The organism is Oscillibacter sp., from assembly GCF_031978065.1.
Lineage (GTDB): Bacteria > Bacillota > Clostridia > Oscillospirales > Oscillospiraceae > Oscillibacter.
In genome coordinates, this window is the sequence record NZ_DALZCH010000044.1 from 1 (window position 1) to 25,438 (window position 25,438).

Consider the following 25,438-nt stretch of genomic DNA (forward strand, 5'->3'; position numbering starts at 1 on the left):
AATAATCATCACCAGAAGCAGAGGCCAAGTCAATGTATCTTGGATGTGTTGTCCATCCATCAGCGACTTTGAGATATGTCTTATACAGTCCGGTTGAGGAACTAATCAAATGTGTATAAGCATAACCCGTGATATGATGATTTCCATAAGTGGTATTATCATGGAGCTTGACCTAAGCCATTGATTACAGCTGCGACTACACCTATCAAAGTAAGAACACGGGTAAACCGTATGTACGGATCGAAGAAACCCTTTCCCACCACTCCATTAGGACTTGGTGGGAAAGGGCTTTGTAGCTTGCAAACGCTATTCACGTGTTATTCTTTTTCCCTTCATAGATACCTATTGCAATGCACCCACATCCCGTGACTATTGCGTTAGGCATGGCATATTGGAAGAAGCTTTCTGGAGTATATGGGAACATCTTCAGGTAAAGAACAACTATAAACGAAATTAGGGAAATTCCATACAAGAAAATCCTAGCACCGCCAATTTTTTTGAGAAGTGCAAACAATTTCATGTTATTTCTTATGAGACGTAATTATCGTCGCTGTAGGAACGAACTGCAGGTTCGTATCCGTCCAGATTTTTGTATTCAGTTGTAGAGATGACACCATCCCAATTAGATCGGACTTCTTTGGTAACTGTGATATTGTGCTTGTGATACCCAGTTTTATAATAAAAATCTCTGCTATTTGCCGATCCGTTCGGTCCGCTAAGAGCTATGGTAATAGTATGTTTATAAGATCCACTTGCAGTAACAGAAAAGTCCCCTGCCAGTGCAGAGAGAACTGCCGATTTTGAGTCAGAAGGAATACCTGTTCCATATTTTGCACTTAGGCTGACGGTCTTTTCTACACTCGCTGTGACAGTCTCTCCCCTTGCCACGCTTCTGACAAAGTATGGGTTAGATTCGACTGCCCATTTATGGGTAATACCATAATCCGACACATACCATCTTGTCGTTTCATGATAATCGTTCACAACATAACCGTTCGCAACACGTTGTGATGCAGTAGGTGTATAATATCCCAGAACAATACATCTGTTTCCATCATATTCAAATTCTGCTGGCTTTGAATATCGAACAAAGGTACTCATTGCTCCGTCAATCTCTGTACCCATAATGTCAGGGGTTAGAGTTTCCGCAAACGCCGGAACGCACAGAGACACGCACATCACCACTGCCAGAGCCAAACTCATCATTTTCTTTTTCATGTTATACCTCTTTTCTCATTTTGTAAAGAATCCGCCGGGATAAAGATATGCAAAATGTCATTGCGATAATACTTACTGCATGGGACTCACCTCTTTCATCGAAAGCCACAAACATCGTGCAGAGCTTCCTGCAAAAGCAATCCGCGTTTACCGCAGTTTCCGGGGGACCTCGGGCTCATAAAAATGGGCGCTGCAGGGGGCCGCTGCAAAGACGGCAGCCAAAGCCATCAAAAGACTACCGCTTGCATGGAGAATCCGTTTCCTCGCAACCCGCTTAAATTCTTTGTCCTGTCTTGTTTTCATTCCAAACAGCTCCTTCGTTTTAATTTTGAGATTTCTTACATCTCTATAATCGAAGCTATCACAGAATTTGGAAAAAACAAGGGCTTTGGCGCGAGTTGCCTGTTTTCTGGCGTGAATTGCATCTAACACCCCTGTCATCCTCTGCTTTTTTATGGTAATATAAAAACGTTACTGGTGGGAGGGGTGGATATTTACTTTATGCAATCTTATCTTTGGGAAATATTTGTCTGCCTGATTGAGGCGCTGCTGATTACCTACCTGCTCTATCAAAAGATCGGCTTAAACGCCCGCCGCAAAATCAGACTGTTTCTTTCGGTGGGCGTCTTAACCTGCACACTGAGCCTATTTACTTTTCTGGAGATATCCTCCAGCCTGCGAATCTTACTCAATTTCTCCGCCTGTGTTCTGGCCGCATTTTGGATATTCAACGGGCTTCGTCGCGCCATGTGGTACAAGGCGGTCCTGTGGCCGGGTATCTATTTTTTAATCGTGGCTCTGGCGGATAATATTACGTTTTCTGTTGCGGAAGCAATGATTGACGTTCCGTTGGAAAAGTTTATGACATATGGCAACGCCAGAATCCAGTTTACCTTGGTCTACTTATTTCTGATGGCTGTGATGGTATGGGTGGCTGCTCATCTGGGCGAACCGGACCCGGCGTTTCCGCTGGCGGTTAGTCTGGTTCTGTTCGCAATTCTGTCCATCGGCATTTTTGCGGAAGAGTCCATTTTGGATCTTTCCTTGGTGCTGGGAACCAACCCCGCAACCGCCGCGGAGGCACGGAAGCTGACGGTATTATGCTATATCCTATTGCTGATTCTTTTTACGCTGTTGGTCACGTTTGAATGGCTGGGCGTAATTCTCAGAAAAAACAGGGAGCTGCAGCAAAAGCAGCAGTTGACGCTGGCTGAGCAGCAGCAATATGATCTGATGGTTTCCACAAGCGAATCCTTATCTGAATGGAAGCATGACTATCAAGGACAATTACGGCTGATTTCTGCCCTGATTGAACAGGAGAGATACGCAGAACTGAAGCAATTCTGCGGACAGATGGACTCTGCTCTACCGGCTTCTACCTGCATCTTGTGCAGTGGAAACCGCACGATAGACGCTGTCATTTCTCTGCGTATCATGGAGGCACGGCGACACAACATTCGATTTGATACTGAGCTGTATCTGCCAAATGAGATTCCTTTAAAAGATGTGACATTTGCCTCTCTTGTAGGAAATCTATTGGACAACGCGATTGAGGCGTGCCGAAAAATTCCGGAAAACGCCGCAATCCAGTTTAAAATCAGGCCATGGAAACAAATGATGTATCTCTTCTGTTCAAACTCTTCCGATGGAGCGTATTTGCATGGGACACAGGGGAGTCTGCTCTCTACCAAAAAAGAAAATCACCATGGCATCGGGATCCGGCGCATTCGGGAAATTGTCGAGCAAGCTGGCGGCACTTGCCAATTCCAGGCCGAAAAGGATCAGTTCAGTGTTAGCATTATGATTCCTCTGGAGGACGCAAAATGAAGGTCGCAATTGTTGAAGACGAGACGCCCCACGCCGAGGCTTTAGAGAAACTGCTGCGGCAATGGTCTGAGGAACATCAGGCCCTGATCGATGTTGCGCTTTTCGGCAGCGGCGAGGCATTTTTAAATGCCTGCGGGGATCCGCTTGATCTTGTCTTTATGGATATTAAAATAAACGGAATGGATGGGATTTCTGCGGCACGTCAGTTGCGCCAGCAGGGCTTTCATGGTCAGCTTGTTTTTTTAACGTCTTTCTCTGAATATGTATTTGACGGATATGAGGTGCAAGCACTGAACTATCTCATGAAACCCGTCTCCTATGAAAAAATTGCAAAATGCATAGACTATGTAGAGCAAAAGCTGCATGACGATCATTATACATTTCGAGATCATGATTCGGTGACGCGCATTGCCTATTCCGAGATTATTAATTTTTCAAGCGCCAACCACTATACACAAATTATTACGACGGAAGGGGACTTCCGGCAGAGGGAATCGCTGCAAATCGTCTTTTCCCACCTTCCCAGCCGGTTCCTCTTTTGCCATAGGACAATCATCATTAACATGGAGCATGTATCCAAGCTGAAAGGACGGGAATTGGTGCTGTCAAACGGCAAAATTGTGCCAATCAGCCAAACTTACTTACAGGATGTTCGATCCGCGCTGATGTCTTATGTGGACATGATGAGGTGATGGTATGATATCTGAATTTTCCCAAAAAATATCGGCGTATCTTATCCAAAACGGAGCCGATCATGAGGAGGAAGAGGTTCTTACCTATGGGGCCGAGTGTTTTTTAAACCTCCTGATCTCAGACGGCATTTTGCTTGTGATTGGGCTTTTAACGCATCACGTTGTACCCTTATTGATCTGGGCGGTCAGCTTTTCTCTGTTACGGGCCAACCTCGGAGGACTGCATGCCCTGTCCCATTTTTGGTGTATTTTGATCGGTACGGGGATCGGCGTATCAAGCATCGCCGTCGGTCCTGTCTTGGCAATCCATCCTGTGACCGCAGTTCTCTGCACCATAGCCGCAGCAATAATCGCCATTGTCATAGCTCCGGTGCCACATAAAAACAAGATACATATTCAAGCACACAGGAAGAAAATTAAAGTGAAAGTTGCCATCACAGCCGCCGTTGAGTGCGTTTTGATATGTGTTTTTTACTTTGCTAATCCGATATACGCTGCTTATATTGCATGTGGGTTAATCATGGCTGTTGTACTGGGAATCGCAGGGGCCATGTGGAATCCTCGCTGAATAATTAATAATTGCAAGCGTATTTAGTAGCTATTTGAAAGTACAACTTAACTTTAAATAGTTGCTTTTGTGAAAATTCCAAAGGACAAATATCCATCCCGCGTAGTTTTGAAAAGTAGCGCTTTTAATCTTTATCTTTGTTTTGCGGTGCAGATTTTGGACTCTGGAAACTGCCCTGACCCACACGGAGAAATGAGCGGGTGAAGACAGCGGAATAAATAGAACGAAAGACTTCAGCCTTTTAGGGCGAAAATCCCTTACATCGTAATACTTTAAAAGATTCTAAGCGCTTGGTAAGGATGAGGTCTCCGACTCAAATTTGGATAGAAGCTTCAAAAGCCGCCGTTTTCGATGGAAAACGGCGGCTTTTTTTCTTGAAAAGTTTAAATTAATTTGCTGAAAGATTTTGCCCACGCTGTAACCAGCGGTGGTGTCAAGAATAATGCGCCAATTAGTTTGCAGCCTGAAATGGAATGAAATCAGCCAGCCAATATGACTTTGCCTTCCATAGCTTCCAATTTATATACTTCTTGTTGCCCCATTGTGTGTCGGCAACATGCCGAAGTCAAGCTTAGCTTATTTATTCTTCAGGACCACATTGGCAACATGGATATCCGATTGGCTGTTACTATAATTTTTAAGATTTGTCAAATGTAATTGCTTTCGGCTTCGTTCCAAGAGCTGCTGCCGATTTTGCTGCCATACCCCAATTTGCAGTGTTTGAAGAACTGCCAACTGACACATCGCAGTAGTAGAGATATTGAGTGTATTACTAATATTACGAATGGCTGTAAACAGCACGATATCCGCATATTTACTCAATATGGAATCCTGCGCAGAGGTAATCAGGATTGTTGTCGCTCCGCATTCCTTTGCATAATATAGGCAATCGCCGGTGGATTTGGACGTACCGTTATAGCTTATGCCGATAACTACGTCCCCCTCTTTTAAGCAAGCGACTGTTCGAAGCTGCAGCAACGTATCGCCTACGGACATCGCCATCATTCCAAGAGACAAAAACATTCCCGCTCCTGCCTGTGCGATTCCACTGGCACTGCCGATTGCCGTGAACAGGATATGATTGGCGGTAGATAGAGCGTTAATGGCGGCCGCAAAAGAGGCATTGTTTGTATTTAAAATGCATTCCTCAATGGATTTCTGTGTGAACCGGATGGCTTTTTGTTTAAAGGTATTAATGGAATCAGTATCATCAATGCCAATATCATGTTCCGGCAAAACTACGCGTCCCTGCTGAATGTGAAACTTCAGGTCAGCAAACCCTTTGTAGCCAATTGTTTTGCAGAAGCGAATTATTGTTGCCACACTGGCGCCGATCTCACCCGCCAGATGATGAATGGATTGGGATGCGAATTCATCCGGATGAGCCAGTAAATAATCGGACACCAGAAGCTCCGCCTGACTCATTTTATCATGATTTATGCGGATTCGTTCCATGTACTCCCCGCACTCCTCAAACGCAAGAGAGTAGTCTTCCTGGTTTACTCCAGTCATGTGTATCTCCTATTCTTGGCCATAAAATATTTAAGTGCGAGCATGTTTGCTGGTATTCTAAAAATCTATTTGTAACATGTTTTACATTTTAGCGTACTTGTGGTCCGCTGGCAACTGTTTTAAAAAAAGTTCAGATAAAAAACACAAGGCATCGGAACAAAAGCAAAATGCTTCGGTTCCGATGCCTTTATCGTGTTATAATTTACTTTTAAAAAGCAGTCATAAAAGCAGCCTGTTCTGTCAGGATAAAACAGGCTTTTTATTACTGCGAACCGGAATACTGCGTGCACTCATCTTGATAAGAAGATGCAGCCTATATTGTAAGCTTCCACGAAGCGGGCATTGATCAAAAGTCAAACATGCCGATTGGCTTGGTACTTGGCTTTTTGGTATCGGTATAGACTGGCGCATTGGCATAATCCACGTTGTGAATAGGCCATGCCGGTTCTTTGCCTTCGTAAACCTCTTTTATCCCCATAGCCGCAAAATACGACGCACGATGAGCGGCCTCTATGGTATTGCCCCCGATATGGGGATAGATAATGACGTTGTCCAGTGTTAGGAGCGGATTTGCAGGGTCCACCGGTTCCTTGCAAATAGCATCCAGTCCTGCCCCGGCAATTACGCCGGATTTACATGCCTCGTACAGGTCCTCTTCCACTACGCAGGCCCCCCGGGCCGTATTGATGAGGAAAGCTGTGGATTTCATCATGGACAGACGCTTGCGGTCAATCATGTTTTTTGTCACGTCGGAGCTGGGTGTGTGAACAGAAACATAATCACTTTCTTCAAAAATACGATCAAGATTCCGAACGACTTCCACGCCATCCGGAAATGTCTCGGCAGGCTTATAAGGATCATAAGCCAGTACATTCATCTCCATTGCCAGCGCACGAACAGCCAGCCTGCTTCCGATGTTGCCGCAGCCAATAATCCCGATGGTTTTTCCGCTGAGGGTGTTTTTGCGTACCTTAAGCTTAGCCCTGTAATAGTCTTGAACCCATGTATTGTGCAGAACGGTCACATTGCGGCTGCACTCCAAAATTAACAGCAGGGCTGTCTCAGCAACAGAAGTGCTGTTGGCCACCGGCGCATACAGTGCCTGCACGCCATGTTCATGGCATGCCTCGACGTCCAACGTATCAAAGCCCGCCCCGTGCCGGACAATGACCTTAAGATTTGGATTGGCCTCAATCACTTCTCGTGTAATGGAGGTGATGCGGACGATCATAGCGTCCGGTTGATGCTCCTTCATATCTGCCAAAACATCCGCTGTTTCAAATCCGCGCCCATCTATAATGGTGTGGCCCGCATCCTCCAGCAGCTTACGGCCTTCATACATAATTTCTTGGGGGAGTAATATTTTCCAAGGCATAAAAAAGCTTCCTTCTTTTTGTTTTGGGGCAGTCTGCCCATCAATAAAACCCGATTATAATACTTAATAAAATGCAAGTGGTGATTTTATGAACGACTGGTAAACGGAAGCTGACTTCGTTCGCCTAATGGCGTTTATTCAAATCATCTCTAGAATGAAATGTCACGATATACAACCTCGCCATTTTTGACGGTCAGGACAGGACGAAACAACGCCGTTCCTTTTCTCAGTTGGCATGTAGGATCAGAATATGGCCGATCTCCAAATTCCACCTCACCGGAAATCTGTTGAAATACTGCAATATCTCCGTTTGATGCCGGACTCAGGCATCCAATTTTTCCTTGTAAGCGCATATGTCGCGCCGGCTCGCTGGTGCAGGCGGCAAACAATTGCTCCATAGGAACTCCCAGCATAAAGTACTTAGCCAGTTGATTTGATAAACTAAATGCGGTAGGACGCAGGTTCATGCTGTATTTGGTCAGATCCGTAGCAATGAAATCAGGATAAAACTGTTGGGCAATCGCCGGTTCGCTGACAGCAAAGGAAAAGTGTGCCCGTGCGTCGGCGGCCTCAAATAGGACACCTCGCTCCCTCGCCTTCCAAGCCGCCTGAGAAACCGCACCGCTTTGATCCAAAATGGTATCTCCCTTGTTCATATACATATGGGTCAAAACGTCCCCTTTTCGCAAGTAGCCCAAAAGCTCGTCCATTTTGCCGGGGGGATTGGTACAATGAACCATCACGGGCACACCCAGATGTTCTGCCAGATTTACCGTTTCACGAAGAGGTTGGTATCCCAACTCTCCCACGATTTCACGGCTGGTTCGCAGTTTGAGGCCCTCCAGACGACTGCCGTACTGAGCAAACAGCTCCGCTATTGCGTGTGGGTCATAGCTTTCCGGCGAAACCTCTTCCATCTTCTGGGGAAGTGAGGAAAGTCCCGTGGAGCACACATTCAGATAGGCACGAATGGTAAGCTTGCTGTGATCTATAAAGGGCAGATATTCCCGAAACGTCCGACACCCGGTGCTGCCCGCGTCCACCGCGGTCGTCACTCCAGAGCTGAAACACACCGCCTCGGCGGGAATTCCAATATTGGCCAGCGGATATAAATGCGCATGGTGATCAATCAGTCCGGGGGTTACAAGGCATTGCGCGGCGTCTACCACCATAATGGCCGGTTCATCTTGATACTGCCCCACTCCGGCAACCTTCCCATCGACTACCGCCACATCCGCTTTTTGAAAAATGTGATTTTCCGGATCCAAAATGGTTCCGTTCTTCACAATCAATTGATACATTGCACGCCTCCTGCTTTTCGTCTCAGCCGTCTTCCTCCGCTGTGTCAAATGAAACTCCTTTGGTTTCCGCCATTTTTTTCTCTTTGAGATTTTTGCGGACGGTAATTGCGCAGAACACTACGGCAATGATTAAGAACACACAGGAAATGGGGCGTGTGAGGAAAATGCTCCAATTGCCATGGCTGGCCTGCAGCGCACGACGCAGATTTTCTTCAAACATGGGTCCCAGAATAAAGCCGATAATCAGCGGTGTGCCGGGCAGCTTGAACGCTTTAAAGAAGAGCCCAATCAGCCCGAAAATCAATACACACTTTACATCAAACACCCGGTTGTCGCTGGAAAATGCGCCCACACAGCACATAACCATGATAATAGGCAGCAGAATGTGTTTAGGGATATCCAGTAGCTTCGCAAAAACAGGCAGTCCCAGTCTTTCAAAGACAAACATAAAAATCGTGGAGACAATGAGCGCAAGATAAATTCCGTATACGTATTGCCCGGACTTTTCAAAAATCAGCGGGCCGGGGCTGATGCCCTGGACAAGCAATCCGCCAAGGAAAACGGCGGCCACGGTATTGCCCGGAATCCCCATGCACAGCAAGGGCACCAGTGATCCGCCAATAACTGCGTTATTCGCTGTTTCTGAGGCAATTACGCCGTCGACAATGCCGGTTCCGAATTTTTCGGGATGCTTTGAGCGGTTTTTTTCTGCTGTATAAGCGAGCAGTCCGCCTGTGGAGCCACCAATTCCGGGTAAAATTCCAATTCCAATGCCGATTGCGGAGGAAATCAAAAAGTTTGGAATTTTGGTCACAAGTTCTTTGACGGACATACCATAGCCGCGCAAGTGGTATTTTTTCTTTTCGGCACCTTTGCTTAAGTCGCGGCGTCCAAACCCAGCCGCAATGATATCCGTAACTGCAAATACGCCGATCAGTAAAACGGTTATATCAAAGCCGGACATCAACTGGTAATTCCCAAAGGTAAAGCGGGTGGTGGCATCAATGGGCGCCATGCCAACCATGGCGATGGCAATTCCAAACAAGCCGGACAGCAATCCTTTCAGCATATCCTTGCCGGAGAGAGACGCAATAATGGTAAGAGAGAAGACGGAAACTGCAAAATATTCCGTGGCGCCAAAAAGCAGACAAACCTTAGCCAATGCGGGAGAAATAAACATGAGGGCAAAGATTCCCAGCAGCGAGCCAATGGCCGAAGACAGGATTCCAACGCCCAGCGCGCGTCCGGCCTCGCCTTTATCCGCCATGGGCCCGCCATCGAACACCGTGGAGATGGAGGAGGGTGTCCCGGGAATTTTCAAAAGAATCGCAGAAATCAGGCCCCCGGAAATACCTCCCATGTACAAGCCAACCAGCAGCGCTAATCCGGCTGTTGGTTCCATGCTGAAGGTTAAGGGCAGGAACAAAACCACAGCCATGGTGGCAGACAGACCAGGGATAGAACCAAAGATAATACCAATCATCGTGCCTGCCCAAATCAGAGCAAGGCACAGGGGATTAAAGACGTTGGCAAACGCAGTAGCAAGCATAACGTACCCTCCCTTAGAAACCTAAGATGCCCTTGGGCAGCGGCATCTTGATTACAAACACAAATAGAAGACCAATTACCAGCGGTAAAACTACGCTGATAACGGCGAACATAAGGGGCTTTCGATTTTCTCGATTGCTCATCAGCAATATCTGGGCAAACAGATATACGATGCTGGACAGCAAAAATCCAACGGATTCAAAGCTTAACACATATGCCGACATCAGCGCCACGGTGCCCACGCCGCCCAGAAGATCGTTGTTGGATGCTTTTGCGGTGGCAGCCGCAGTGGGTTTTCCCGTCAGCGTAAGAATTAGCTTCGCAGCGGCAACTACCATGATACAAATGGCTATAAATCTGGGAACAAAGCCGGAACCCACATCTGTTTCAATCATTTTGTTAATGCCGAGTGAAAAGTACGCCATGGCAGAACCAAAAACAAAGAAAATTGCCGAACAGAGAATATCGCTTTTTTTACTGGTCATTTATATCCCCTTCTCATAAGCTTCCGACACCGCAAATATTTGCGATGCCGGAAGCGAATTGGTTTTTTACAATTTGATTTGCGTTAACCGGCAAGTCCGGCTTTCAGCAGCTCTACTTCAGCAGGGTCTTCTGTATTCATGGTGGCGGCATCGCGATAGAGAGGCTTGGCAAAGTAGGAAGCCAGAACATCCGCAAAGCTGGGGTCAGACACAACTTCCTCGCAAGTGGCGCTCAGCTTATCAATAATTGCCTGATCGGTCCCCTTGGGGAACTTGATTTCATACTTTTTGGCTGTAACTACGTTCGCATAGCCCTGTTCCACAAAAGTGGGGAAATCGATCCGGTCCACAGGCTCCGCCGCCATAACACCGAGACAAACCAAATCGCCGCTCTCAATGTAATCCTTTACATTCATATAATTAACCGCCAGCAAATCCACCTGACCGCCCAGCAGGGCCGCCATGCGGGTAGAAGAATCGCTTCCCACGTCAATGTTATCAAACGTAACATCCGCGTCGCGCTCCAGCATCTGTCCCACATACTGAGTAGTGGAACCAAACACCGTGGAATACCGAACGGCGCCGGGATTTGCCTTGGCGTCCGCAATCATATCCTCCAGGTTCTCCCACCCCCGGCTATACTGTCCATATTCGCCGCCCTGCGCCACAGCCACAAGGCTGTAAGTCTGGTCAATGGCAACCGTGCAGCAGTTGGCAAAGTCTTCGGTATAAGAAAAGTCTACCGTACCGGTAGCTTCCTGAACCAAAGCGGCGCCCGTGTGGGTGAACAGCAGATTGTACCCGTCGTTTTTCTTACTCATAACTTCCTTTGCCGCTACAACACCGGAACCGCCGGTCAGGTTGGTAACCACAAAGGTCTGCCCCAGTTTTTCTCCCACGCGCTGGAACAGCGCGCGGCAATATGTATCCGTGTCACCGCCGGCACTGTAAGGCAGTGTAACCGTCACCGTACCTGTGGGCCAATCCGTATCACCCGATGCGGCGGAAGTCGCGCCCGAGGCGCTTGCAGTAGAGCTTCCGGAAGATTGGCTGCCGCAGCCCGTCAACACCACGGTGCAGAACATTGCCAGAGCAAGTGCAAAAGACAAATACTTTTTCATGATCATTCTCTCCTCTTGTTTTTTTGTTTTTCAATCAATTATTACTTGCTATTTTAAAACGGTCAAAAATGGTAAACGTCGTCAATAATTTCAAATTCCTTCTCATTCAAGGATTTTTCTACCCACGAACGATTTGCTGTTCCATTCTTGGCGGCAACCAGCTTCTTTTCGTCTGCCTCTTGAAACGCCTTTGCATTTTTAAGAACCACCGCGATATCTTTTTGGGGAATGACGATCACGCCGTCGGGGTCTCCCAAAATGATGTCTCCGGGATTGAGACTGATGTTGCCGCAGGCAATGGGCACATTGATCTCGCCGGGACCTTCCTTGTAGGGGCCACCGGGTGTTGTGCCTGTACAGTAGACAGGAAAGTCCCACTTGCGAATCTCATCAATGTCGCGAATAGGGCCGTCAAGTACAATACCTGCCACCTTTTTGGTGTACTTTAGATAAGCCATCATTACCTCGCCCATAAGAGCACGGCTGTCATCACCCTCGTTGGATACGACCAGTACGTCGCCTTCCTGACAGAAGTTTAAGGCCGCATGGAGAGCGAGATTGTCTCCGGCTCGGGCCTTGACAGTGAACGCAGGGCCTACCATCATCTGCTCCAACGGACTGCTGACAAGATGAATGCGGGGATGCATCGCGCAGCTCCGCCCCATAACATCGGCGGTATTTGACGCGGGAATGGACTTGAATTGCATCATAAGCTGTGGATCCGGCAATTGACGCCTAAGGTAAATGCGCTTCCCAACTGGCATACAGAACTCCTCCTAAAGACCATAAGATTTTATATAAACAGCTCTCGCTCGTTTATCACGCATATATAATCCTACTTTGTAACATGTTTTTATTTTAAAATAAATTTATGAAACTAATTATTTTATAGGCGATTTTTTATCTAAATGCAAGAGCATTTAGCAGAAATCTTCAAAAATTACAAAATATTTAATTTTTATTGGAGGAAATGTCAAGGGCGCAATGCTGCTACTGCATAAGAAGAACTGCTAACAAAAAGAAAAAGCCGCCTTAATCCACAAACAGGATCAGGCGGCATACAAATATAAGACGAACGCCTGCCATGCAGGCGTTGCTTTAAGAAAAGCGGACAGCGCCGCACGTTCCGCGCGGCTGCCACAACTACGGACGATATTTTATACTGGCCGCAGGCCACGGCGTTTTAGGGAAAGAACTCTGCGCCGGGAGAAACAGAACGCACCTGCCATAAGGTGGGTGCGCACCGCAAAGAAATCGGGGAACTCCCTTCCGCCGCGCCTGTCCGGCAGGAATATAAAAGTCTGCTTTAAATGTGTTCTCCTGCGGGAAGAGTTGGTTTACAATCCTGTCAACATAGCCATATGCTTAAGAGAGACGGCACAGGAACCGTGGCTGGCGGCAATGCTTCACACGTGAACGATGGCGCATCAGATGTCACCATTATGCCAAAGCATTGATAATAACTTGGCATTAACCGGAAAAGAGCAGATGATGAAAGATCGTTTCAACATCTGCTTTTTTAATTTACGGTCAACGGCAGTGCGATTTCCGGTATGTAATCTTTCCCGCAAGAAACAAAGAAAATCGCATAGCATGTAAAAATCCGCAGCGACAACCGCTGCGGCTTTTCCGGAAAGGCCGAGTATAGCAAGGGATCTGTCCGTAGAAAGTGGTGGCGAGAGGGCGGATTTAAAAGGACATTACTGCAAATCGGTCAGCTCCCGCAGGCATTTTGGACAAATGTTTTTTCCCTTAAACTGAACAATGTCCTTGTTGCTGTCGCAGAAGATGCAACTGGGTTTGTATTTTTTGAGAATGACGGAGTTCCCTTCCACATAGATTTCCAATGCATCCTTTTCCGCTATATCAAGCGTGCGACGCATTTCGATCGGAAGCACTATGCGGCCCAATTCGTCCACCTTCCGCACAATTCCGGTTGATTTCATAATTTATCTCCTTTTCCGCGATTGTTTCTGTAATTCTTTGGCTTTCTGACAATAACATAGAATGTAATATTTTGTCAATTCGTTTTAGAAACTTTTACAATTATTCATATTTATTTCATATATTGTCCACCCTGCGAGGACAAAATTAGTGTATTTAAACACTTTTTTATTTTATAAGATTTTGCGATAAAAAGATGGAGGGGAAAAATGGCAATGGCGGTTCTATGGACCGGAATGGTTCTGCTATCCGTGATATTCGGACTGATCAACGGACGGATGGAAGCGGTTTCCGCCGCCGCGCTGGAGGGCGCGGGAAGCGCGATTCAGTTATGCATCTCCATGGCGGGCGTACTTTGTCTTTGGAGTGGCGTTATGGAGCTGATGAATCAAAGCGGACTGTCCGCCAAACTGGCGCGTGCATTTCGCCCAATTCTAAAAGCGCTGCTGCCGCGCGCAAGCCGGGATGAGAAAACACTGGCAGCAGTCTCCGCGAATGTCTCCGCCAATCTTTTGGGTCTGGGAAACGCCGCCACGCCCCTTGGCATCCAGGCGGCAAGGCGGATGGCTGTGGGACAGGAGGGGGTGGCCAGCGACGAGCTGTGCCTGCTGGTGGTGCTGAACACGGCCTCCATTCAGTTGATTCCCGCTACGGTGGCCTCCGTCCGGGCCGCAGCGGGAGCCGCGTCCCCGTTTGATATTCTGCCCGCTGTGTGGCTTGCATCAGTGCTGAGCGTGATTGCAGGGCTGGCGGCGGCAAAGCTGCTGGCCTTTCTGGGCAGGAGGTGGACATGAGTCCCTCCGCCATGGTGATACCTGCCTTGCTGGCCGGAACGGCCCTCATCGCCCTGTGGCGGCGCGTGGATGTATACGGCGCGTTGACCGCCGGCGCGGGCGAGGGACTAAGCGTGGTTTTTCGGATTGCCCCCGCATTGGTGGGACTGCTGACCGCCGTAGCCATGTTCCGAGCCTCCGGGGCCATGGAGTGGTTGTCTGGACTGTGCGCCCCGCTGTTGGAAAGGCTGGGGATTCCTCCGGAGCTGACGCCGCTGATGCTTGTCCGACCCATTTCCGGCAGCGGAGCACTGGCAGTGGGCAGCGAGGTAATGCAGACGCACGGCCCGGACAGCTACGTAGGCCGGGTGGCCGCGGTGATGCTGGGCAGCACAGAAACGACCTTTTACACCATCGCCGTTTACTTCGGAGCGGCGGGGATTACCCGCACCAGACATACCGTTCCCGCCGCGCTGACCGCCGATCTGGCCGGGTTTGTCGCTTCGGCTCTGGCGGTGCGCATTTTCTTCGGCACATAGACAAATCGTCCGGCCGCCTAAAAAGGCGGCCGGACAATGTGCATAAAAGCCTGAAAACAAGGGATGCTTTTACAGAAAGGACTGGTCAAAGCCGTGAGGCAGCAGCTCCTCCATAGTAAAAGCCTGCTCTTCGCCCTTTGCGTTGAGGCAGATGACCTCCAGCTTTGGGGCAAACTCCTTCATAAACTGGCGGCACATGCCGCAGGGAACGCAGGGGCCCTCGCTCCTGCCCGCCACCACAATGCGCACAAAATCCCAGTGGCCTTCGCTGATGGCCTTGCCCATGGCGGTGCGCTCCGCGCAGGTCCCCACGGGATAGGCCGCGTTTTCAATATTGCAGCCGGTGTATACCGTGCCGTCGACGCACTCCAGCGCCGCGCCCACAGGGAAGTGGGAGTAGGGACAATATGCCTTGTCCAGCATCCCGGTCGCCGCCGCTTTCAATTCCTCCCGTGTCATAAAAACCGCTCCTTCCAATTGTTACTTCCAATCCACCACCCGCTGAGGGCGGACATCTACATCCATGATATCCTTGGCGTCGTAAAATTGCAGATACCGGTCCCGAGAGTGGCGCAGAGTGGTGCCGTCCGGGTGAAGCCGGTCGCAGATGACCGCGCAGATATCCTTTTTGATATAGCTGAAGCTTTCCACGCCCACGGAGGCGAACACACGGAAGCCTTGGCTCTGAAGATACTGAAACACCGGTCCGGTTTTGTTCCAGTCGTTCCCGTCGGGTCGCTCGCCGTGGGGATAGTACAAAATGGTGGTTTTTCCCACCAGACTGCCCACCTCGTCAAACCACCGCTTGGTGTCGGCCTTCACTGTTTCCAAGGACTTGGCGCCCAAACGGATGTGCCCCCAAGTGTGGCTGCCGAAGGTCCAGCCGGTGCGCTTCAGCTCGGCAATGATGGGCTTCACCGCCGTAATTTCCTTTTGCCGCGCAGCTTCCTGCTCCGCTGTCCAGCTTTTGGTGTCCGTCTGGGTGCGATAGCCCAAAATTCCGCAGTATCCTGTTAGTGATAAACTCCCCTTGGCCCCAAAGGGAGAGAAATCCGGATGCTCCCGGACAAACTTGTCCAGAATCGGCAGAGCGTCCAAATCCTGAGAGATGACCTCGCTGCCCTGCGGGTCCTTGCCCTCGCTCCAAATCAGGCCGTCGTCCCCGATGATCAATTTATATGTCAGCCCGTCCTTGAGCATGTATGGATAATAGTTTACATCGTCATAGGACAGAATCAAAGGCTTTTTTCCCTCGGGCAGATACAATGTGTTGCGCACCATCACGGGCTCGCCGCTCTCATTGGTGGTTTCCCGCCACACGTCTCCGATATCTACCAGCACGTAGCCCTTGTCGTAAACACTTTGTAAAATTTTGTTATACTCGTTCACAGTGACCATGAAATCGTCCAGACCGTCAGACTGCGCGTCGCCGTCAAAGGCAAGCTCTGGATAGGCGATGACCGGATGAAAAAACAGGTGCTCCACAATTCCGTCCCACGCCGTGTAAGGCACGCCGTCCACCGCGCCGCCCGCAGGCTCCACGGTGGGATCCGAAATGACATACGGTTCTATCTGGGGTGCCTCCGGCTCGGAGGAGGAAGAAGAAGAGGAAGAGGAGCCGCCGGAGCCCGCACCGCTTGCGGTTTGGCCACAGGCGGCCAGAGACGCAAGCAGAGAAAGAGCAAGGAAAAGCGGCAAAATTCGACGCATATAAATGACACCCTTTCTAAACGTTCAAGGCAGAGCCGCGAAATCCGCAGCCGCCGTTTTTGTTATATTATATCAGTATATCAGGTTATCCGACAAAATAAAACACCAAAAAGTTACAAAATTGGTTGTCGTGTCGAATTAAGCCGTATCGAAGACACGTCAGCTTTTTTCGCCTCGGAAAAAGCGGCGGGGCATATAGAAAAATAGTAAATACCCAATTACCATACTTGACAAATAGGATAGCTGTGATATATTCTAATCACAGTAAATTGATATGAATTAGGGGAGGTCCTAATAATGCGTGTATATGCGGATAACGCGGCGACCACCGCCGTGAGTGATACGGCGGTAAAGGCTATGCTGCCATGCTTTCAGGAGTTTTACGGGAATCCGTCCAGCCTGCATACGGTGGGGCAGGAGGCGGCGGAGCGGCTGTCTTTGGCCCGGCAGGTATTTGCAAAAAGACTGAACTGCGACCCCAGCGAAATCACCTTCACCTCCGGTGGCAGCGAGGCTGACAATCAGGCCCTGCGCTCCGCTGCGGCCGTGGGCGCCAAAAAAAATAAGCGGCATATTATTTCCACAGAGTTTGAGCACCACGCCATTTTGCACACGCTGGAGCAGCTTTCTAAAGAGGGCTTTGAGGTTACACTGCTGCCGATTCCCAAGTCCGGCGTGATTTCGGCGGAACGGGTGCGTCAGGCCATCCGGCCGGACACCTGCCTTGTGACCGTGATGTTTGCCAACAACGAAATCGGTACCATCCAGCCCATCCCCCAGATTGGGGCGATTTGCCGAGAGCTGGGCGTCCCCTTCCACACCGACGCGGTGCAGGCGGCGGGACATCTTCCCATCGACGTGCGGGAGATGAACATTGATCTTTTAAGCCTGTCGGCTCACAAGTTCCACGGGCCCAAGGGCGTGGGTGTGCTGTACGTCCGGCGCGGTTCTCTTCCGCTGATGAATGTGATTTACGGCGGTGCGCAGGAGCGGGGCAAGCGGGCCGGAACCGAGAATATCGCCGGAATCGCGGGCGCGTCTGCGGCTTTTGACGAAATCTGCGACCATTTGGAAGAGAACGCCGCCAAGGTCACCGTCCTGCGGGATCGGCTGATTGACGGCCTGACGAAAATTCCCCACAGCATTCTCAACGGCGAGCAGGAGCGCCGCCTTCCCGGCAACGTGAACCTGTGCTTTGAGGGCATTGAAGGGGAATCCCTTCTTCTGCTGCTGGACCAGAAGGGCATCTGCGCTTCCTCGGGAAGCGCCTGCACTTCCGGATCTCTGGACCCCAGCCATGTGCTGCTGGCGCTGGGTCTGCCCCATGAGGTGGCCCACGGGTCGCTGCGGCTGAGCCTCAGCGAGTACAACACGGCGGAGGAAATCGACCACATTCTGGCGGAGACGCCGGGAATTGTGGAGTACCTTCGGAATATTTCTCCCGTGTGGGACGAGCTGGAAAAAGGCAGTCTGAAGCACGTGATTTGAGCTTGAAAGGAGCGGTTGAATATGCTGTACAGTGAAAAAGTGATGGATCACTTTCAGAATCCCCGGAATGTGGGCAAGATGGACGATGCCGACGGTGTGGGCGAGGTTGGTAACGCTAAATGCGGCGACATCATGCGGATGTATATTAAGGTGGACAAGGACACGCAGACCATCAGTGACGTGAAATTCAACACCTTCGGCTGCGGCAGTGCCATCGCCACCAGCTCCATGGCCACGGAGATGATCATGGGCAAGCCGGTGAAGGAAGCCCTGACGCTTTCCAATAAGGCCGTGGTGGAGGCGCTGGATGGGCTGCCAACACATAAGCTGCATTGCTCCGTTCTGGCGGAGCAGGCCGTGAAGGCGGCAGTGAAGGACTATTACGACAAAAACGGCATCGCCTACGGCGACGAACTGAACATCTGCGACCACGAGTGCGAACACTGCGCCGTGGAATAAGTCCGCACCAGCGGAGCTTTTCGATCAATTGAAGCGGGGGACCGGGATTACCGGTCCCCCGCTTTTTGGCGTTTTGCAGGAAATACTGCCGTCCGTCCAGAAAGCCGCGCCCGAGGGCTGTCCACCGGCATGACCGAGCCGAGCTGCGCATAAGAGAAAAGGAAAGCGGCCCGAACCGCGGGCAACGGAAAAAGGAGGGGCAATGATGCGCAAGCGCGGAGACGTGATTTTGAGCGGGCTTCTGGCATGTTTTGTGGGGAGCACGTATTTTTTAATCGAGGTGGTTTGGAAAACGGTTCAGGGCCATCCCGAAGGAGTTAGCTGGACCATGCTGGTGCTGGCGCTGCTGCTGGGGCTTGTGCTGGAGCGGATGGGCGCGGAGCTGTCATGGGATTGTCCCATCTGGGCGCAGTCAATTTTGAGCGGCCTTGCCGTCACGGCGGCGGAGTTTCTCGGCGGGTGCATCGTCAATTTGTGGCTGGGCTGGAACGTATGGGACTATTCCCATATGCCGGGAAATATTTTGGGGCAGGTCTGCCCTCAGTTTGCGGGTTTGTGGTGCCTTGTCGCCGGGCCGGTAATCGTGGGGCTGGACTGGCTGCGTTATGCGGTGCGGGGCGGGGAGCGCCCGCAGTACATCTGGGGCCTTAAAAAGCGGAAAGCCCGCCGCCAAAGCGGAAGACCTCCTGCCAGATTCGCCGGAAAGAAAAAAGATTAAAACAGGGCTTCAAAACGCCGCGCTTAAAAAGATGAGGGCCGCGGGTTTCAGAAAAACACCAATATTGTATGTAAATTTTGAAAAGCTATTATTTTTTTGTTGAAGTCTGCCGATAAAATTCTAAAAGACTACTCTATGATAAAGCGGGCGCGGAAAGATTTCGGGGCCGCCCCGCCGAAAGGAGGACACGGTGAGCAGTAAGTATATTGTGCGGCAGCCGATCAAGGATGCCGACAGCAGCGTGATTGGCTATGAGCTTCTTTACTACGGAGAAAATCAGGCGTTTGGAGAGGATTCCGCTTCGCCCGGCGGGGCGGGGGGAGCCGCGCCCAATGCGTCCGCCTCGGGAAACGACTTTGCGGCGGCCAACGCCATCTACAATTTTTTGACGCAGAATACTGACAAGGCGCTGACGGGAACGTTGAATTTTATGACCTTTACTCCCACGCTCCTGATGAAAAAGGCACCCCGGCTTTTTAAAAAGTCGGAGTTGGTGATTCAGATTGAGGACAGTGTGATTATCCATCCGCTGGCTATGCACTTCGTTCAGCAGTTTGCCAAGGAGGGCTATAAAATTGCGGTGAACGAATTTCGGTTTGCCCCCCGGTATCTTGCGCTGATGGACAAAATTCACTATATCAAGCTGAATTTTGCGTCCACCCCGGCGACCACGCTGGCCAACGTCATCGAGCTGGCCCACAGCATGGGGAAGAAATGCATTGCCACCAACATTACCGACGGGGTGCTGTACAACGCCGCTGTGGGATTGAAGGTGGACGCGCTGGAGGGCCCGTTTGTGGCGGAAAAGCTCTCCTGCAAGGCCCATACCAGCGGCTATTTGCAGGGAAACTTTTTCCGGCTTATGGTGGCCGTCACGCAGGACGAGCCGGACATCGACGAGATTGAGCGGATGGTTTCACAGGACGCATCCCTCGTCTTCGGGCTGCTGCGTATGGCCAATTCTGTCTATTTTTCATCCTCCCACCGGGCCACGACGATCCGTCAGGCCATTATGACCCTGGGACTGGGGCAGATTCGCCAGTGGATTTATCTTCTCAGTGCCAGCAACGCGGAAAACGAAATTGACCCAACCTCGGAGGAGTTTTTGAAGCTATCCTTCCTGCGGGCGAATTTTTGCAGCGATTTGATCGACTACACGCCCCGGGGAGTGCTCTCCATCACCAAGGCGGACGCTTACCTCATCGGCATGTTCTCCACTCTTGGCTATTTGGTGGACGCGCCCATGGAGGAGATTCTGGCCGAGGTTCCGGTGGTGGAGGAGGTCAAGCGCGCTCTGCTTTACCGCGAAGGCTCCGCCGGAAAGCTTTATTCTCTGCTGCTCAGCTATGAGCGGGCGGATTGGGATCAGATCAGCGTTCTTGCAAACGAGCTGAATATTCCCACCAATCTGCTTACCAGCGTATACTTTGACTCCGTGGACCGGGCAAACCTCATCTGGGCACGCATCTCCGCGCCGGAAGCGCCCGATAATACGGAGGAATCCGTGTGACAAAGCGGTACGCTTAAAGTCGCGGACAGAAGATTTCCCGCCCCGGCAGAACCGGGAGGGCCAGAAGGTAATTTGGGACTTCCACTAATGCAAAAGTCTCTGGAAAACCGCGAAAAATATGATTCAGAAGCGCTCGAAATCCGTTAAAAACGCGGGTTTCGGGCGTTTTTGTGCGTCAAAGGTAAAAAAGTCTTCGTAAAAAAGCGCCTCGCTTGCCCATTCGTAAAAAAGCTTCGCACTTTTTACGCATCTGCATTTCAAACCGGAGCAAATGAGAGCTGGCTTAAAGTGCTGTTGGTTTTGGAGCTTTTTTCCTATGGGCTGCTGACCTGCCTGAACGGAGGGCTGTACAGCCCCTATCTGTGGTAGTACATTAGCTGCCTGTTCATGATGCTCTCCCTGCGGCAAAGTATGCTGTTTACCGGTCTAGGCGCGGCGGTGCGGCAGCAGTCTTTGCTCAATGCGCGGCTGCGAGAGGAAATGGAGCGCAGCGAGCAGGTGCTGGGACATATCACCGAGCTGTACGATACGCTGAACCTTTTTGCAATGTCAGACCCTGACCGGGGGATGGAAGTGCTTGTCCAGACACTGTGCCGCACCATTGCGCCCGGCTGCTGCATTCTGGTCAGATACGACCCGGACCGGGACGCGGAGCGGCGGGAAGTTCGCGGAATGAAGGAAGCCGAGGCAGGGGCGGTATTGAGCGCTGTGGAAGAGGCGCTGCGTGACGCCGGACCCGGCTGGAATTCTTCGAGCGGCGAGACGGAAGACTCGGACTTTGAGGGGACGTACATCGGAGAGGCGGCACTTCCCCGGGGCGTGCTGATTCGCCGCGCGGGGGCAAACCTGCCGGAAAAGCAGGATTTGTTTTACCGAGGCGTGATCGACATTGTCTTTCGCAATATGGATACGCACCAAGAGCTGGAAGCTTATATCGCCGCGGAGGAAAAAAGCCGACTTGCGGACGAAATTCACGACACGGTGATTCAGCGCCTCTTTGCCCTTGCGTGCGGCTTGAAAATGCTGGAACAAAAAATCGACGTGGCGCTGGAGAAGGAACGAAAAAAGCAGCTAAGCCTTTTGACGCGCTCGGTGGAGGGCATTATGAAAGAGCTGCGGGAGGTCATATACGGGAAGCAATTTGAAAGCTGCGGAGCCCAAAGCTTTACAGGCCGCGTGCAGGCATATCTTTCGGAGATGGAAAACTTAAGCGGCGCGTGCATCCAGATGGAAATGGATGAGAGGGCCGAGGAAATGGCGGCGGCGCAGAAAATCGTTTTGTACCGGATTTCCTGCGAGGCTGTGAGCAACGCGGTCTGTCACGGAAGAGCGCGGCGCATTGCGTTGCGTCTGGCGCTGACGGACAGGGAAATATGCATGGAAGTGACGGACAGCGGCTCGGGACTTTCCGCTCCCACCGAAGAGAACCTCCGGGGAAACGGGCTGCGGAATATGAACCGCATGGTGCTGCTGCTGCGGGGCCAGCTTTTGATGGAGGCTCTGGAAAATCGGGGAACAGCGGTCCGGCTGCGGCTGCCGCGCGGATAAAGGAGGAGAGAGGGGATGATTCTGATTCTGGACGACCATCCTCTGGCCAGAGCGGGGTTGGCGTCGGTCATCCGAATGTACCGACCGGCAGAGGACATGGTGCAGGCGGGCTGTGTGCGGGAGGCAATGGATCAAATGAACGCGGCGGCGGCGGACATGGCCTTTGTGGACGTAAATCTGGGGAAGGAAAACGGGTTTTCGTTTGTGGAGTGGCTCCAGAAACAGGGATTTGACACAAAGGCGTTCTTCATAACCTCCTCCTCCCGAGAAAGCGATTTTTTAGCTGCCCGGGAGCTGGGCGTAAACGCCTATGTACTAAAGGACCTTTTCTTGATGAAATTCTGTATGGTTTGCGGGTGGTGGAGCGGGGTGGAACCTTCTACTCCCCCACGCTGGTAGAGCAGATGAACCGAAATCGGGAGGATAAGCGTAAGCTTGAAAAGCTTACCGCCCGGGAGTTGGATGTGCTGATATTGCTCAGTCAGGCGTACAGCAACGGGAAAATCAGCGAAGCCCTTTATATCTCCGAGGCCACCACAAAAAAGCATATCACCAGTATTCTTGGTAAGCTGGGGCTGGAAAGTCGGATGGAAGCCATGCTGTTTACAAATAACAACCGAACCATTACCCGCACGGCCATCAGCCGGGCGGTGAAAAAGGACAGAAGGGGGGAGGGCCCATGCGAACTCGTGGCCTGCGGCACAGCGGGAAACTGCTTGCGCTGATGCTCTTGGCGACGTCCTTGACCGGGGTGGGAGCCACCTATGCCGGGGGGTCCAACACGCTGAACATCCACGGGAAGCTGACCACGGCGGTGTTCGACATGGCTGCGAAGGCATCGGGCGAGTATCGCGTCAGTCTGGTGGAGCCAGATGGAAAAACCTCTGTGGAGCTGGGCGGCGTGGAAGCTTGGACGGAAGAGGACGGAAAATCGGTGGAGATCTTGTTTTCCGAGGGCATTCCCGCCGACTATCTGCGTGAGGGGTATGCCCTCTGCCTGTCTGTTCCGCTTGAAAACGGAAAAGGCTCGTTTATGAATATCCGCCGTTATGAGCCGGACTTTTCCAACGAATGGGGGCAGATAACGCTTCAAGCGGAGGAAATCTGCCTGCGGCTGGACGGAGCGGTCTATCTGGCGGAGGACGGTGGATCCGGTCTCGGAAACCTGCTGGCGGCCTATAATGTGCCGCTGAAAATGGCGGTTTATCCCTCCTTTGAAGGAGAGCCGGACGCCATGCGGGGCAGCTTATATCTGACATTGACGGAAGAAAGTCTTGACGTCCTTGCCGCGCTGCCGGAGAAAGTGGAAATTCCGGCGGAGACAAACGGCGTTTTGGTGCGGTATCGCTGCGAGGTGCCGTTGGTGATGGACCAGAGCTATGAGCCGGACCTCATTGCCCGTGCGGGAGAGGGGGGAACTGCATGAAACGAACGCTTCGCGCGGCCCTGCTTGCCGGAGCAACGGTTTTGGGGTGTACCGTTGTCGCATGGGGCTACTGGATTGATTCCATTCAGGTGAAAACCGATGTAACGGTGTTTTATCCTGCGGAAATTACCGTGATTCAACCGGAAAAGGTTCCGATCCCGGAGGAAATTCCACAGAAAAAAACGCCGCTCGAGGGCGCGTTGCCGGACGGCACGGACCCGAAGTCTCCGTCTCAGGGCGAAGAAGGTTCAGACACCGGCGAAGTGAAAGACCCGGCAAATGCACAAACCCCTTCTCAGGAGAAGACCGGGAGTGAAACTGAGGAAGAGCCCGCGCCCGGCGCGTCGGCTGAACTGGTCAGCCGGGCCGACCCCGGCGAAAGTGCGCCGGCAGATTCTCCGGCGGCGCCCACCGGTGGCGCAGCTTCCGGTTCTGCTTCCGATGCGGGGGATTCCTCCTCCGGCGAGCCGTTTCCGGCCTCTGGGACAGACGGTGGCGCCCATGAAGGCGCGTCTGACTGACGGCGCCGGAAAGCTGGAGATAAAAAGATGTTGAAGAGAGAGCGATATGAGTGGTATGTGGGCAGTCTGCTGGTGTGCGCCGTCGCGCTGACGGTGCTTTCCGGCAGGCTGCCTTTGTCCGTTTCCTCCGCGCCCTGGTGCGGCTTGGCTGCGGTGCTGTGGCGCTTTGCCCCGCGTATCCGGGTTCCGGGAAGCAGGCCTGTCAGAACGGGGGCGCTGGCCTATGCCTTTTTAGGGGCGGGAGCCTATCTTGCCGCACTGTACCTCATCGGGGTGTTTATGGGAGCGTTGGCGACCTCGCCCTACGACAGATCGCCTAAGGGCTTGGTGGTAAACTTGCTGCGGGTGCTGCTACCGCTTTCGGTGCGTGAGCTGGTGCGGGCGTATTGCTTCGGCGCGGTGTGGCGGGTATGCATGCATCGAAGGGCGGCGCTTGTTGGAATCACGTTGCTTTTGTTTGTGGCGGACCTGAACTTTGCCCGCCTGTTAAGTCTGAGCGGTGCGCAGGACACAGTTTCTTACATTACTCAAAGCGTCGCTCCCACCCTGGCACAGGAAATTTTACTTAGCATGCTGGTGTTTTACGGCGGTGCGGGCGCGGGAATTGTCTACGCGGCCATTCCCGCTGTCTTTGAATGGGTGTTTCCCTTTTTGCCAAGCCTGCCATGGCTTTCACAGGGGGCGGTGGGCCTGAGCGTGCCGCTGCTGCTGGCGCTGATGACGGCAGACCGCTTCCGCGCCCAAAAGCGGGGGGACCTGGCCCGGGGGGAAGGAGGCACTCTGCGCTTTTTCATGGCTATGGCGGCCAGCGTGGTGTTTGCGTGGTTTGTGGTGGGGGTGTTTCCGATTTATCCCTCCGTAGTGCTGACGGGAAGCATGGAGCCGTTGATTTACCCCGGTGACGCGGTACTGATCCGCAAGCTTTCCAGCGAGCAGGAAATTTACCGGCTGACCGAGGGGGAAATTATCAACTTCAAGCGGGGCAGCATCACCATCACCCACCGGATTGTCAGCGTAATAAAAGATGAGGCGGGAAACCTGAGTTTCCAGACCAAGGGGGACAACAATGATTCGCCCGATGTGCAGCCGGTGGGGCCCAATGACATTAACGGTACGGTGCGCCGCGTGGTACCAAAGGTGGGACTGCCCGTTCTG

General features: G+C 51.6%; 27 protein-coding genes and 1 pseudogene. 16 read left to right on the plus strand and 12 right to left on the minus strand.

The features are described 5' to 3' along the window. Positions 1 to 528 precede the first annotated feature (528 nt). The gene (locus RTK01_RS08270) at positions 529 to 1,218 is read right to left on the minus strand and encodes a hypothetical protein (RefSeq protein ID WP_312280523.1); all 690 of its coding nucleotides are present in this window, start codon (positions 1,216 to 1,218) and stop codon (positions 529 to 531) included. A gap of 147 nt (positions 1,219 to 1,365) precedes the next feature. Further along, entirely contained in the window at positions 1,366 to 1,650 is a 285-nt protein-coding gene (locus tag RTK01_RS08275) for an AgrD family cyclic lactone autoinducer peptide (RefSeq protein WP_312280524.1), read from the minus strand. Between the two features lie 69 nt (positions 1,651 to 1,719). Between RTK01_RS08275 and RTK01_RS08280 the strand changes: the two genes are divergently transcribed. From RTK01_RS08280 to RTK01_RS08290, 3 genes are read left to right on the plus strand one after another with little or no spacing between them, the layout of a single operon-like run. Beyond that, positions 1,720 to 3,045 carry an ATP-binding protein gene (locus RTK01_RS08280; RefSeq protein WP_312280525.1) on the plus strand — a complete coding sequence of 442 codons (1,326 nt, stop codon included), beginning with the start codon at positions 1,720 to 1,722 and terminating at the stop codon, positions 3,043 to 3,045. Further along, positions 3,042 to 3,737 carry a LytTR family DNA-binding domain-containing protein gene (locus tag RTK01_RS08285; protein WP_312280526.1) on the plus strand — a complete coding sequence of 232 codons (696 nt, stop codon included), beginning with the start codon at positions 3,042 to 3,044 and terminating at the stop codon, positions 3,735 to 3,737. Before RTK01_RS08280 ends, RTK01_RS08285 begins: the two co-directional genes overlap by 4 nt. 4 nt (positions 3,738 to 3,741) lie before the next feature. Further along, complete coding sequence (locus tag RTK01_RS08290; RefSeq protein ID WP_312280527.1) at positions 3,742 to 4,305, plus strand: accessory gene regulator B family protein; 564 nt, start codon at positions 3,742 to 3,744, stop codon at positions 4,303 to 4,305. 576 nt (positions 4,306 to 4,881) lie between these two features. Here RTK01_RS08290 and RTK01_RS08295 read toward each other — a convergent pair. The 7 genes from RTK01_RS08295 to RTK01_RS08325 all read right to left on the minus strand — a co-directional run bounded on the left by RTK01_RS08295 (position 4,882) and on the right by RTK01_RS08325 (position 12,411). After that, positions 4,882 to 5,817 (minus strand): MurR/RpiR family transcriptional regulator, encoded by a 936-nt coding sequence (locus RTK01_RS08295; protein ID WP_312280528.1) that lies wholly within the window; start codon positions 5,815 to 5,817, stop codon positions 4,882 to 4,884. A gap of 346 nt (positions 5,818 to 6,163) precedes the next feature. Further along, positions 6,164 to 7,192 (minus strand): hydroxyacid dehydrogenase, encoded by a 1,029-nt coding sequence (locus tag RTK01_RS08300; RefSeq protein WP_312280529.1) that lies wholly within the window; start codon positions 7,190 to 7,192, stop codon positions 6,164 to 6,166. A 149-nt stretch (positions 7,193 to 7,341) separates the two neighbouring features. Continuing rightward, a complete protein-coding gene (locus tag RTK01_RS08305) occupies positions 7,342 to 8,493 on the minus strand; it encodes an amidohydrolase family protein (RefSeq protein ID WP_312280530.1) in 1,152 nt (383 codons plus the stop codon). A gap of 22 nt (positions 8,494 to 8,515) precedes the next feature. Next, positions 8,516 to 10,042, minus strand: coding sequence for a tripartite tricarboxylate transporter permease (locus RTK01_RS08310; protein WP_312280531.1), 1,527 nt, complete (start codon positions 10,040 to 10,042; stop codon positions 8,516 to 8,518). Between the two features lie 13 nt (positions 10,043 to 10,055). Continuing rightward, positions 10,056 to 10,526, minus strand: a complete 471-nt coding sequence (locus RTK01_RS08315) for a tripartite tricarboxylate transporter TctB family protein (RefSeq protein ID WP_312280532.1) — start codon at positions 10,524 to 10,526, stop codon at positions 10,056 to 10,058. Positions 10,527 to 10,609: 83 nt separating this feature from the next. After that, positions 10,610 to 11,647, minus strand: a complete 1,038-nt coding sequence (locus RTK01_RS08320) for a tripartite tricarboxylate transporter substrate binding protein (protein ID WP_312280533.1) — start codon at positions 11,645 to 11,647, stop codon at positions 10,610 to 10,612. Positions 11,648 to 11,709: 62 nt separating this feature from the next. Beyond that, positions 11,710 to 12,411, minus strand: a complete 702-nt coding sequence (locus RTK01_RS08325; RefSeq protein WP_312280534.1) for an RraA family protein — start codon at positions 12,409 to 12,411, stop codon at positions 11,710 to 11,712. Between the two features lie 441 nt (positions 12,412 to 12,852). Between RTK01_RS08325 and RTK01_RS16845 the strand changes: the two are divergent. Continuing rightward, positions 12,853 to 12,957, plus strand: a pseudogene (locus RTK01_RS16845) (hypothetical protein); the annotation flags it as partial. 390 nt (positions 12,958 to 13,347) lie between these two features. Here the strand turns inward: RTK01_RS16845 and RTK01_RS08330 are convergent. Continuing rightward, positions 13,348 to 13,593 carry an AbrB/MazE/SpoVT family DNA-binding domain-containing protein gene (locus tag RTK01_RS08330; RefSeq protein WP_294853180.1) on the minus strand — a complete coding sequence of 82 codons (246 nt, stop codon included), beginning with the start codon at positions 13,591 to 13,593 and terminating at the stop codon, positions 13,348 to 13,350. Positions 13,594 to 13,800: 207 nt separating this feature from the next. Here RTK01_RS08330 and RTK01_RS08335 point away from each other — a divergent pair, with 207 nt between their 5' ends. Both RTK01_RS08335 and RTK01_RS08340 read left to right on the plus strand, forming a co-directional pair. After that, positions 13,801 to 14,385: a nucleoside recognition domain-containing protein gene (locus RTK01_RS08335; protein ID WP_312280535.1), complete on the plus strand. Its 585-nt coding sequence runs from the start codon at positions 13,801 to 13,803 to the stop codon at positions 14,383 to 14,385. Next, entirely contained in the window at positions 14,382 to 14,903 is a 522-nt protein-coding gene (locus RTK01_RS08340) for a spore maturation protein (protein ID WP_294853186.1), read from the plus strand. The genes RTK01_RS08335 and RTK01_RS08340 overlap by 4 nt, the downstream gene beginning before the upstream one ends. A 69-nt stretch (positions 14,904 to 14,972) precedes the next feature. Here RTK01_RS08340 and cdd read toward each other — a convergent pair whose 3' ends face one another. Together cdd and RTK01_RS08350 are read right to left on the minus strand one after the other, a co-directional pair. Continuing rightward, positions 14,973 to 15,362 (minus strand): cytidine deaminase, encoded by a 390-nt coding sequence (cdd, locus tag RTK01_RS08345; RefSeq protein WP_312280536.1) that lies wholly within the window; start codon positions 15,360 to 15,362, stop codon positions 14,973 to 14,975. Positions 15,363 to 15,383: 21 nt separating this feature from the next. Further along, positions 15,384 to 16,613, minus strand: coding sequence for a polysaccharide deacetylase family protein (locus RTK01_RS08350; RefSeq protein ID WP_312280537.1), 1,230 nt, complete (start codon positions 16,611 to 16,613; stop codon positions 15,384 to 15,386). A 297-nt stretch (positions 16,614 to 16,910) separates the two neighbouring features. Here RTK01_RS08350 and nifS point away from each other — a divergent pair, with 297 nt between their 5' ends. From nifS to RTK01_RS08400, 10 genes are all read left to right on the plus strand, one after another. After that, the gene (gene nifS / locus RTK01_RS08355; RefSeq protein WP_312280538.1) at positions 16,911 to 18,101 is read left to right on the plus strand and encodes a cysteine desulfurase NifS; all 1,191 of its coding nucleotides are present in this window, start codon (positions 16,911 to 16,913) and stop codon (positions 18,099 to 18,101) included. 21 nt (positions 18,102 to 18,122) lie between these two features. Beyond that, positions 18,123 to 18,560: a Fe-S cluster assembly scaffold protein NifU gene (gene nifU / locus RTK01_RS08360; RefSeq protein ID WP_294853198.1), complete on the plus strand. Its 438-nt coding sequence runs from the start codon at positions 18,123 to 18,125 to the stop codon at positions 18,558 to 18,560. Between the two features lie 202 nt (positions 18,561 to 18,762). Continuing rightward, entirely contained in the window at positions 18,763 to 19,278 is a 516-nt protein-coding gene (locus tag RTK01_RS08365; RefSeq protein WP_397352558.1) for a putative ABC transporter permease, read from the plus strand. A 190-nt stretch (positions 19,279 to 19,468) separates the two neighbouring features. Further along, the gene (locus RTK01_RS08370) at positions 19,469 to 20,788 is read left to right on the plus strand and encodes an HDOD domain-containing protein (protein ID WP_312280539.1); all 1,320 of its coding nucleotides are present in this window, start codon (positions 19,469 to 19,471) and stop codon (positions 20,786 to 20,788) included. Positions 20,789 to 21,199: 411 nt separating this feature from the next. Continuing rightward, positions 21,200 to 22,336 carry a histidine kinase gene (locus RTK01_RS08375; protein ID WP_312280540.1) on the plus strand — a complete coding sequence of 379 codons (1,137 nt, stop codon included), beginning with the start codon at positions 21,200 to 21,202 and terminating at the stop codon, positions 22,334 to 22,336. A gap of 15 nt (positions 22,337 to 22,351) precedes the next feature. Continuing rightward, positions 22,352 to 22,735, plus strand: a complete 384-nt coding sequence (locus RTK01_RS08380; protein ID WP_312280541.1) for a response regulator transcription factor — start codon at positions 22,352 to 22,354, stop codon at positions 22,733 to 22,735. Next, positions 22,696 to 23,061: a LuxR C-terminal-related transcriptional regulator gene (locus RTK01_RS08385; protein ID WP_312280542.1), complete on the plus strand. Its 366-nt coding sequence runs from the start codon at positions 22,696 to 22,698 to the stop codon at positions 23,059 to 23,061. Before RTK01_RS08380 ends, RTK01_RS08385 begins: the two co-directional genes overlap by 40 nt. Beyond that, entirely contained in the window at positions 23,016 to 23,762 is a 747-nt protein-coding gene (locus RTK01_RS08390; RefSeq protein WP_312280543.1) for a hypothetical protein, read from the plus strand. The genes RTK01_RS08385 and RTK01_RS08390 overlap by 46 nt, the downstream gene beginning before the upstream one ends. Continuing rightward, positions 23,759 to 24,283: a hypothetical protein gene (locus tag RTK01_RS08395; RefSeq protein WP_312280544.1), complete on the plus strand. Its 525-nt coding sequence runs from the start codon at positions 23,759 to 23,761 to the stop codon at positions 24,281 to 24,283. Before RTK01_RS08390 ends, RTK01_RS08395 begins: the two co-directional genes overlap by 4 nt. Before the next feature lie 27 nt (positions 24,284 to 24,310). Next, positions 24,311 to 25,438: signal peptidase I (locus tag RTK01_RS08400; protein WP_312280545.1), on the plus strand; the 1,128-nt coding region annotated here is incomplete at its 3' end.

What these genes read in the sequence shown, in the direction of transcription:
- RTK01_RS08320 (WP_312280533.1), bottom strand. Translation starts at nt 11,647, where the DNA reads ATGAAAAAGTATTTGTCTTTTGCACTTGCTCTGGCAATGTTCTGCACC.
- RTK01_RS08310 (WP_312280531.1), bottom strand. Translation starts at nt 10,042, where the DNA reads ATGCTTGCTACTGCGTTTGCCAACGTCTTTAATCCCCTGTGCCTTGCT.
- RTK01_RS08325 (WP_312280534.1), bottom strand. Translation starts at nt 12,411, where the DNA reads ATGCCAGTTGGGAAGCGCATTTACCTTAGGCGTCAATTGCCGGATCCA.
- RTK01_RS08380 (WP_312280541.1), top strand. Translation starts at nt 22,352, where the DNA reads ATGATTCTGATTCTGGACGACCATCCTCTGGCCAGAGCGGGGTTGGCG.
- RTK01_RS08295 (WP_312280528.1), bottom strand. Translation starts at nt 5,817, where the DNA reads ATGACTGGAGTAAACCAGGAAGACTACTCTCTTGCGTTTGAGGAGTGC.
- RTK01_RS08290 (WP_312280527.1), top strand. Translation starts at nt 3,742, where the DNA reads ATGATATCTGAATTTTCCCAAAAAATATCGGCGTATCTTATCCAAAAC.
- RTK01_RS08340 (WP_294853186.1), top strand. Translation starts at nt 14,382, where the DNA reads ATGAGTCCCTCCGCCATGGTGATACCTGCCTTGCTGGCCGGAACGGCC.
- cdd (WP_312280536.1), bottom strand. Translation starts at nt 15,362, where the DNA reads ATGACACGGGAGGAATTGAAAGCGGCGGCGACCGGGATGCTGGACAAG.
- RTK01_RS08395 (WP_312280544.1), top strand. Translation starts at nt 23,759, where the DNA reads ATGAAACGAACGCTTCGCGCGGCCCTGCTTGCCGGAGCAACGGTTTTG.
- RTK01_RS08365 (WP_397352558.1), top strand. Translation starts at nt 18,763, where the DNA reads ATGATGCGCAAGCGCGGAGACGTGATTTTGAGCGGGCTTCTGGCATGT.
- RTK01_RS08390 (WP_312280543.1), top strand. Translation starts at nt 23,016, where the DNA reads ATGCGAACTCGTGGCCTGCGGCACAGCGGGAAACTGCTTGCGCTGATG.
- RTK01_RS08280 (WP_312280525.1), top strand. Translation starts at nt 1,720, where the DNA reads ATGCAATCTTATCTTTGGGAAATATTTGTCTGCCTGATTGAGGCGCTG.
- RTK01_RS08305 (WP_312280530.1), bottom strand. Translation starts at nt 8,493, where the DNA reads ATGTATCAATTGATTGTGAAGAACGGAACCATTTTGGATCCGGAAAAT.
- nifU (WP_294853198.1), top strand. Translation starts at nt 18,123, where the DNA reads ATGCTGTACAGTGAAAAAGTGATGGATCACTTTCAGAATCCCCGGAAT.
- RTK01_RS08375 (WP_312280540.1), top strand. Translation starts at nt 21,200, where the DNA reads ATGCTGTTTACCGGTCTAGGCGCGGCGGTGCGGCAGCAGTCTTTGCTC.
- RTK01_RS08300 (WP_312280529.1), bottom strand. Translation starts at nt 7,192, where the DNA reads ATGCCTTGGAAAATATTACTCCCCCAAGAAATTATGTATGAAGGCCGT.
- RTK01_RS08285 (WP_312280526.1), top strand. Translation starts at nt 3,042, where the DNA reads ATGAAGGTCGCAATTGTTGAAGACGAGACGCCCCACGCCGAGGCTTTA.
- RTK01_RS08330 (WP_294853180.1), bottom strand. Translation starts at nt 13,593, where the DNA reads ATGAAATCAACCGGAATTGTGCGGAAGGTGGACGAATTGGGCCGCATA.
- RTK01_RS08315 (WP_312280532.1), bottom strand. Translation starts at nt 10,526, where the DNA reads ATGACCAGTAAAAAAAGCGATATTCTCTGTTCGGCAATTTTCTTTGTT.
- RTK01_RS08335 (WP_312280535.1), top strand. Translation starts at nt 13,801, where the DNA reads ATGGCAATGGCGGTTCTATGGACCGGAATGGTTCTGCTATCCGTGATA.
- RTK01_RS08350 (WP_312280537.1), bottom strand. Translation starts at nt 16,613, where the DNA reads ATGCGTCGAATTTTGCCGCTTTTCCTTGCTCTTTCTCTGCTTGCGTCT.
- RTK01_RS08270 (WP_312280523.1), bottom strand. Translation starts at nt 1,218, where the DNA reads ATGAAAAAGAAAATGATGAGTTTGGCTCTGGCAGTGGTGATGTGCGTG.
- nifS (WP_312280538.1), top strand. Translation starts at nt 16,911, where the DNA reads ATGCGTGTATATGCGGATAACGCGGCGACCACCGCCGTGAGTGATACG.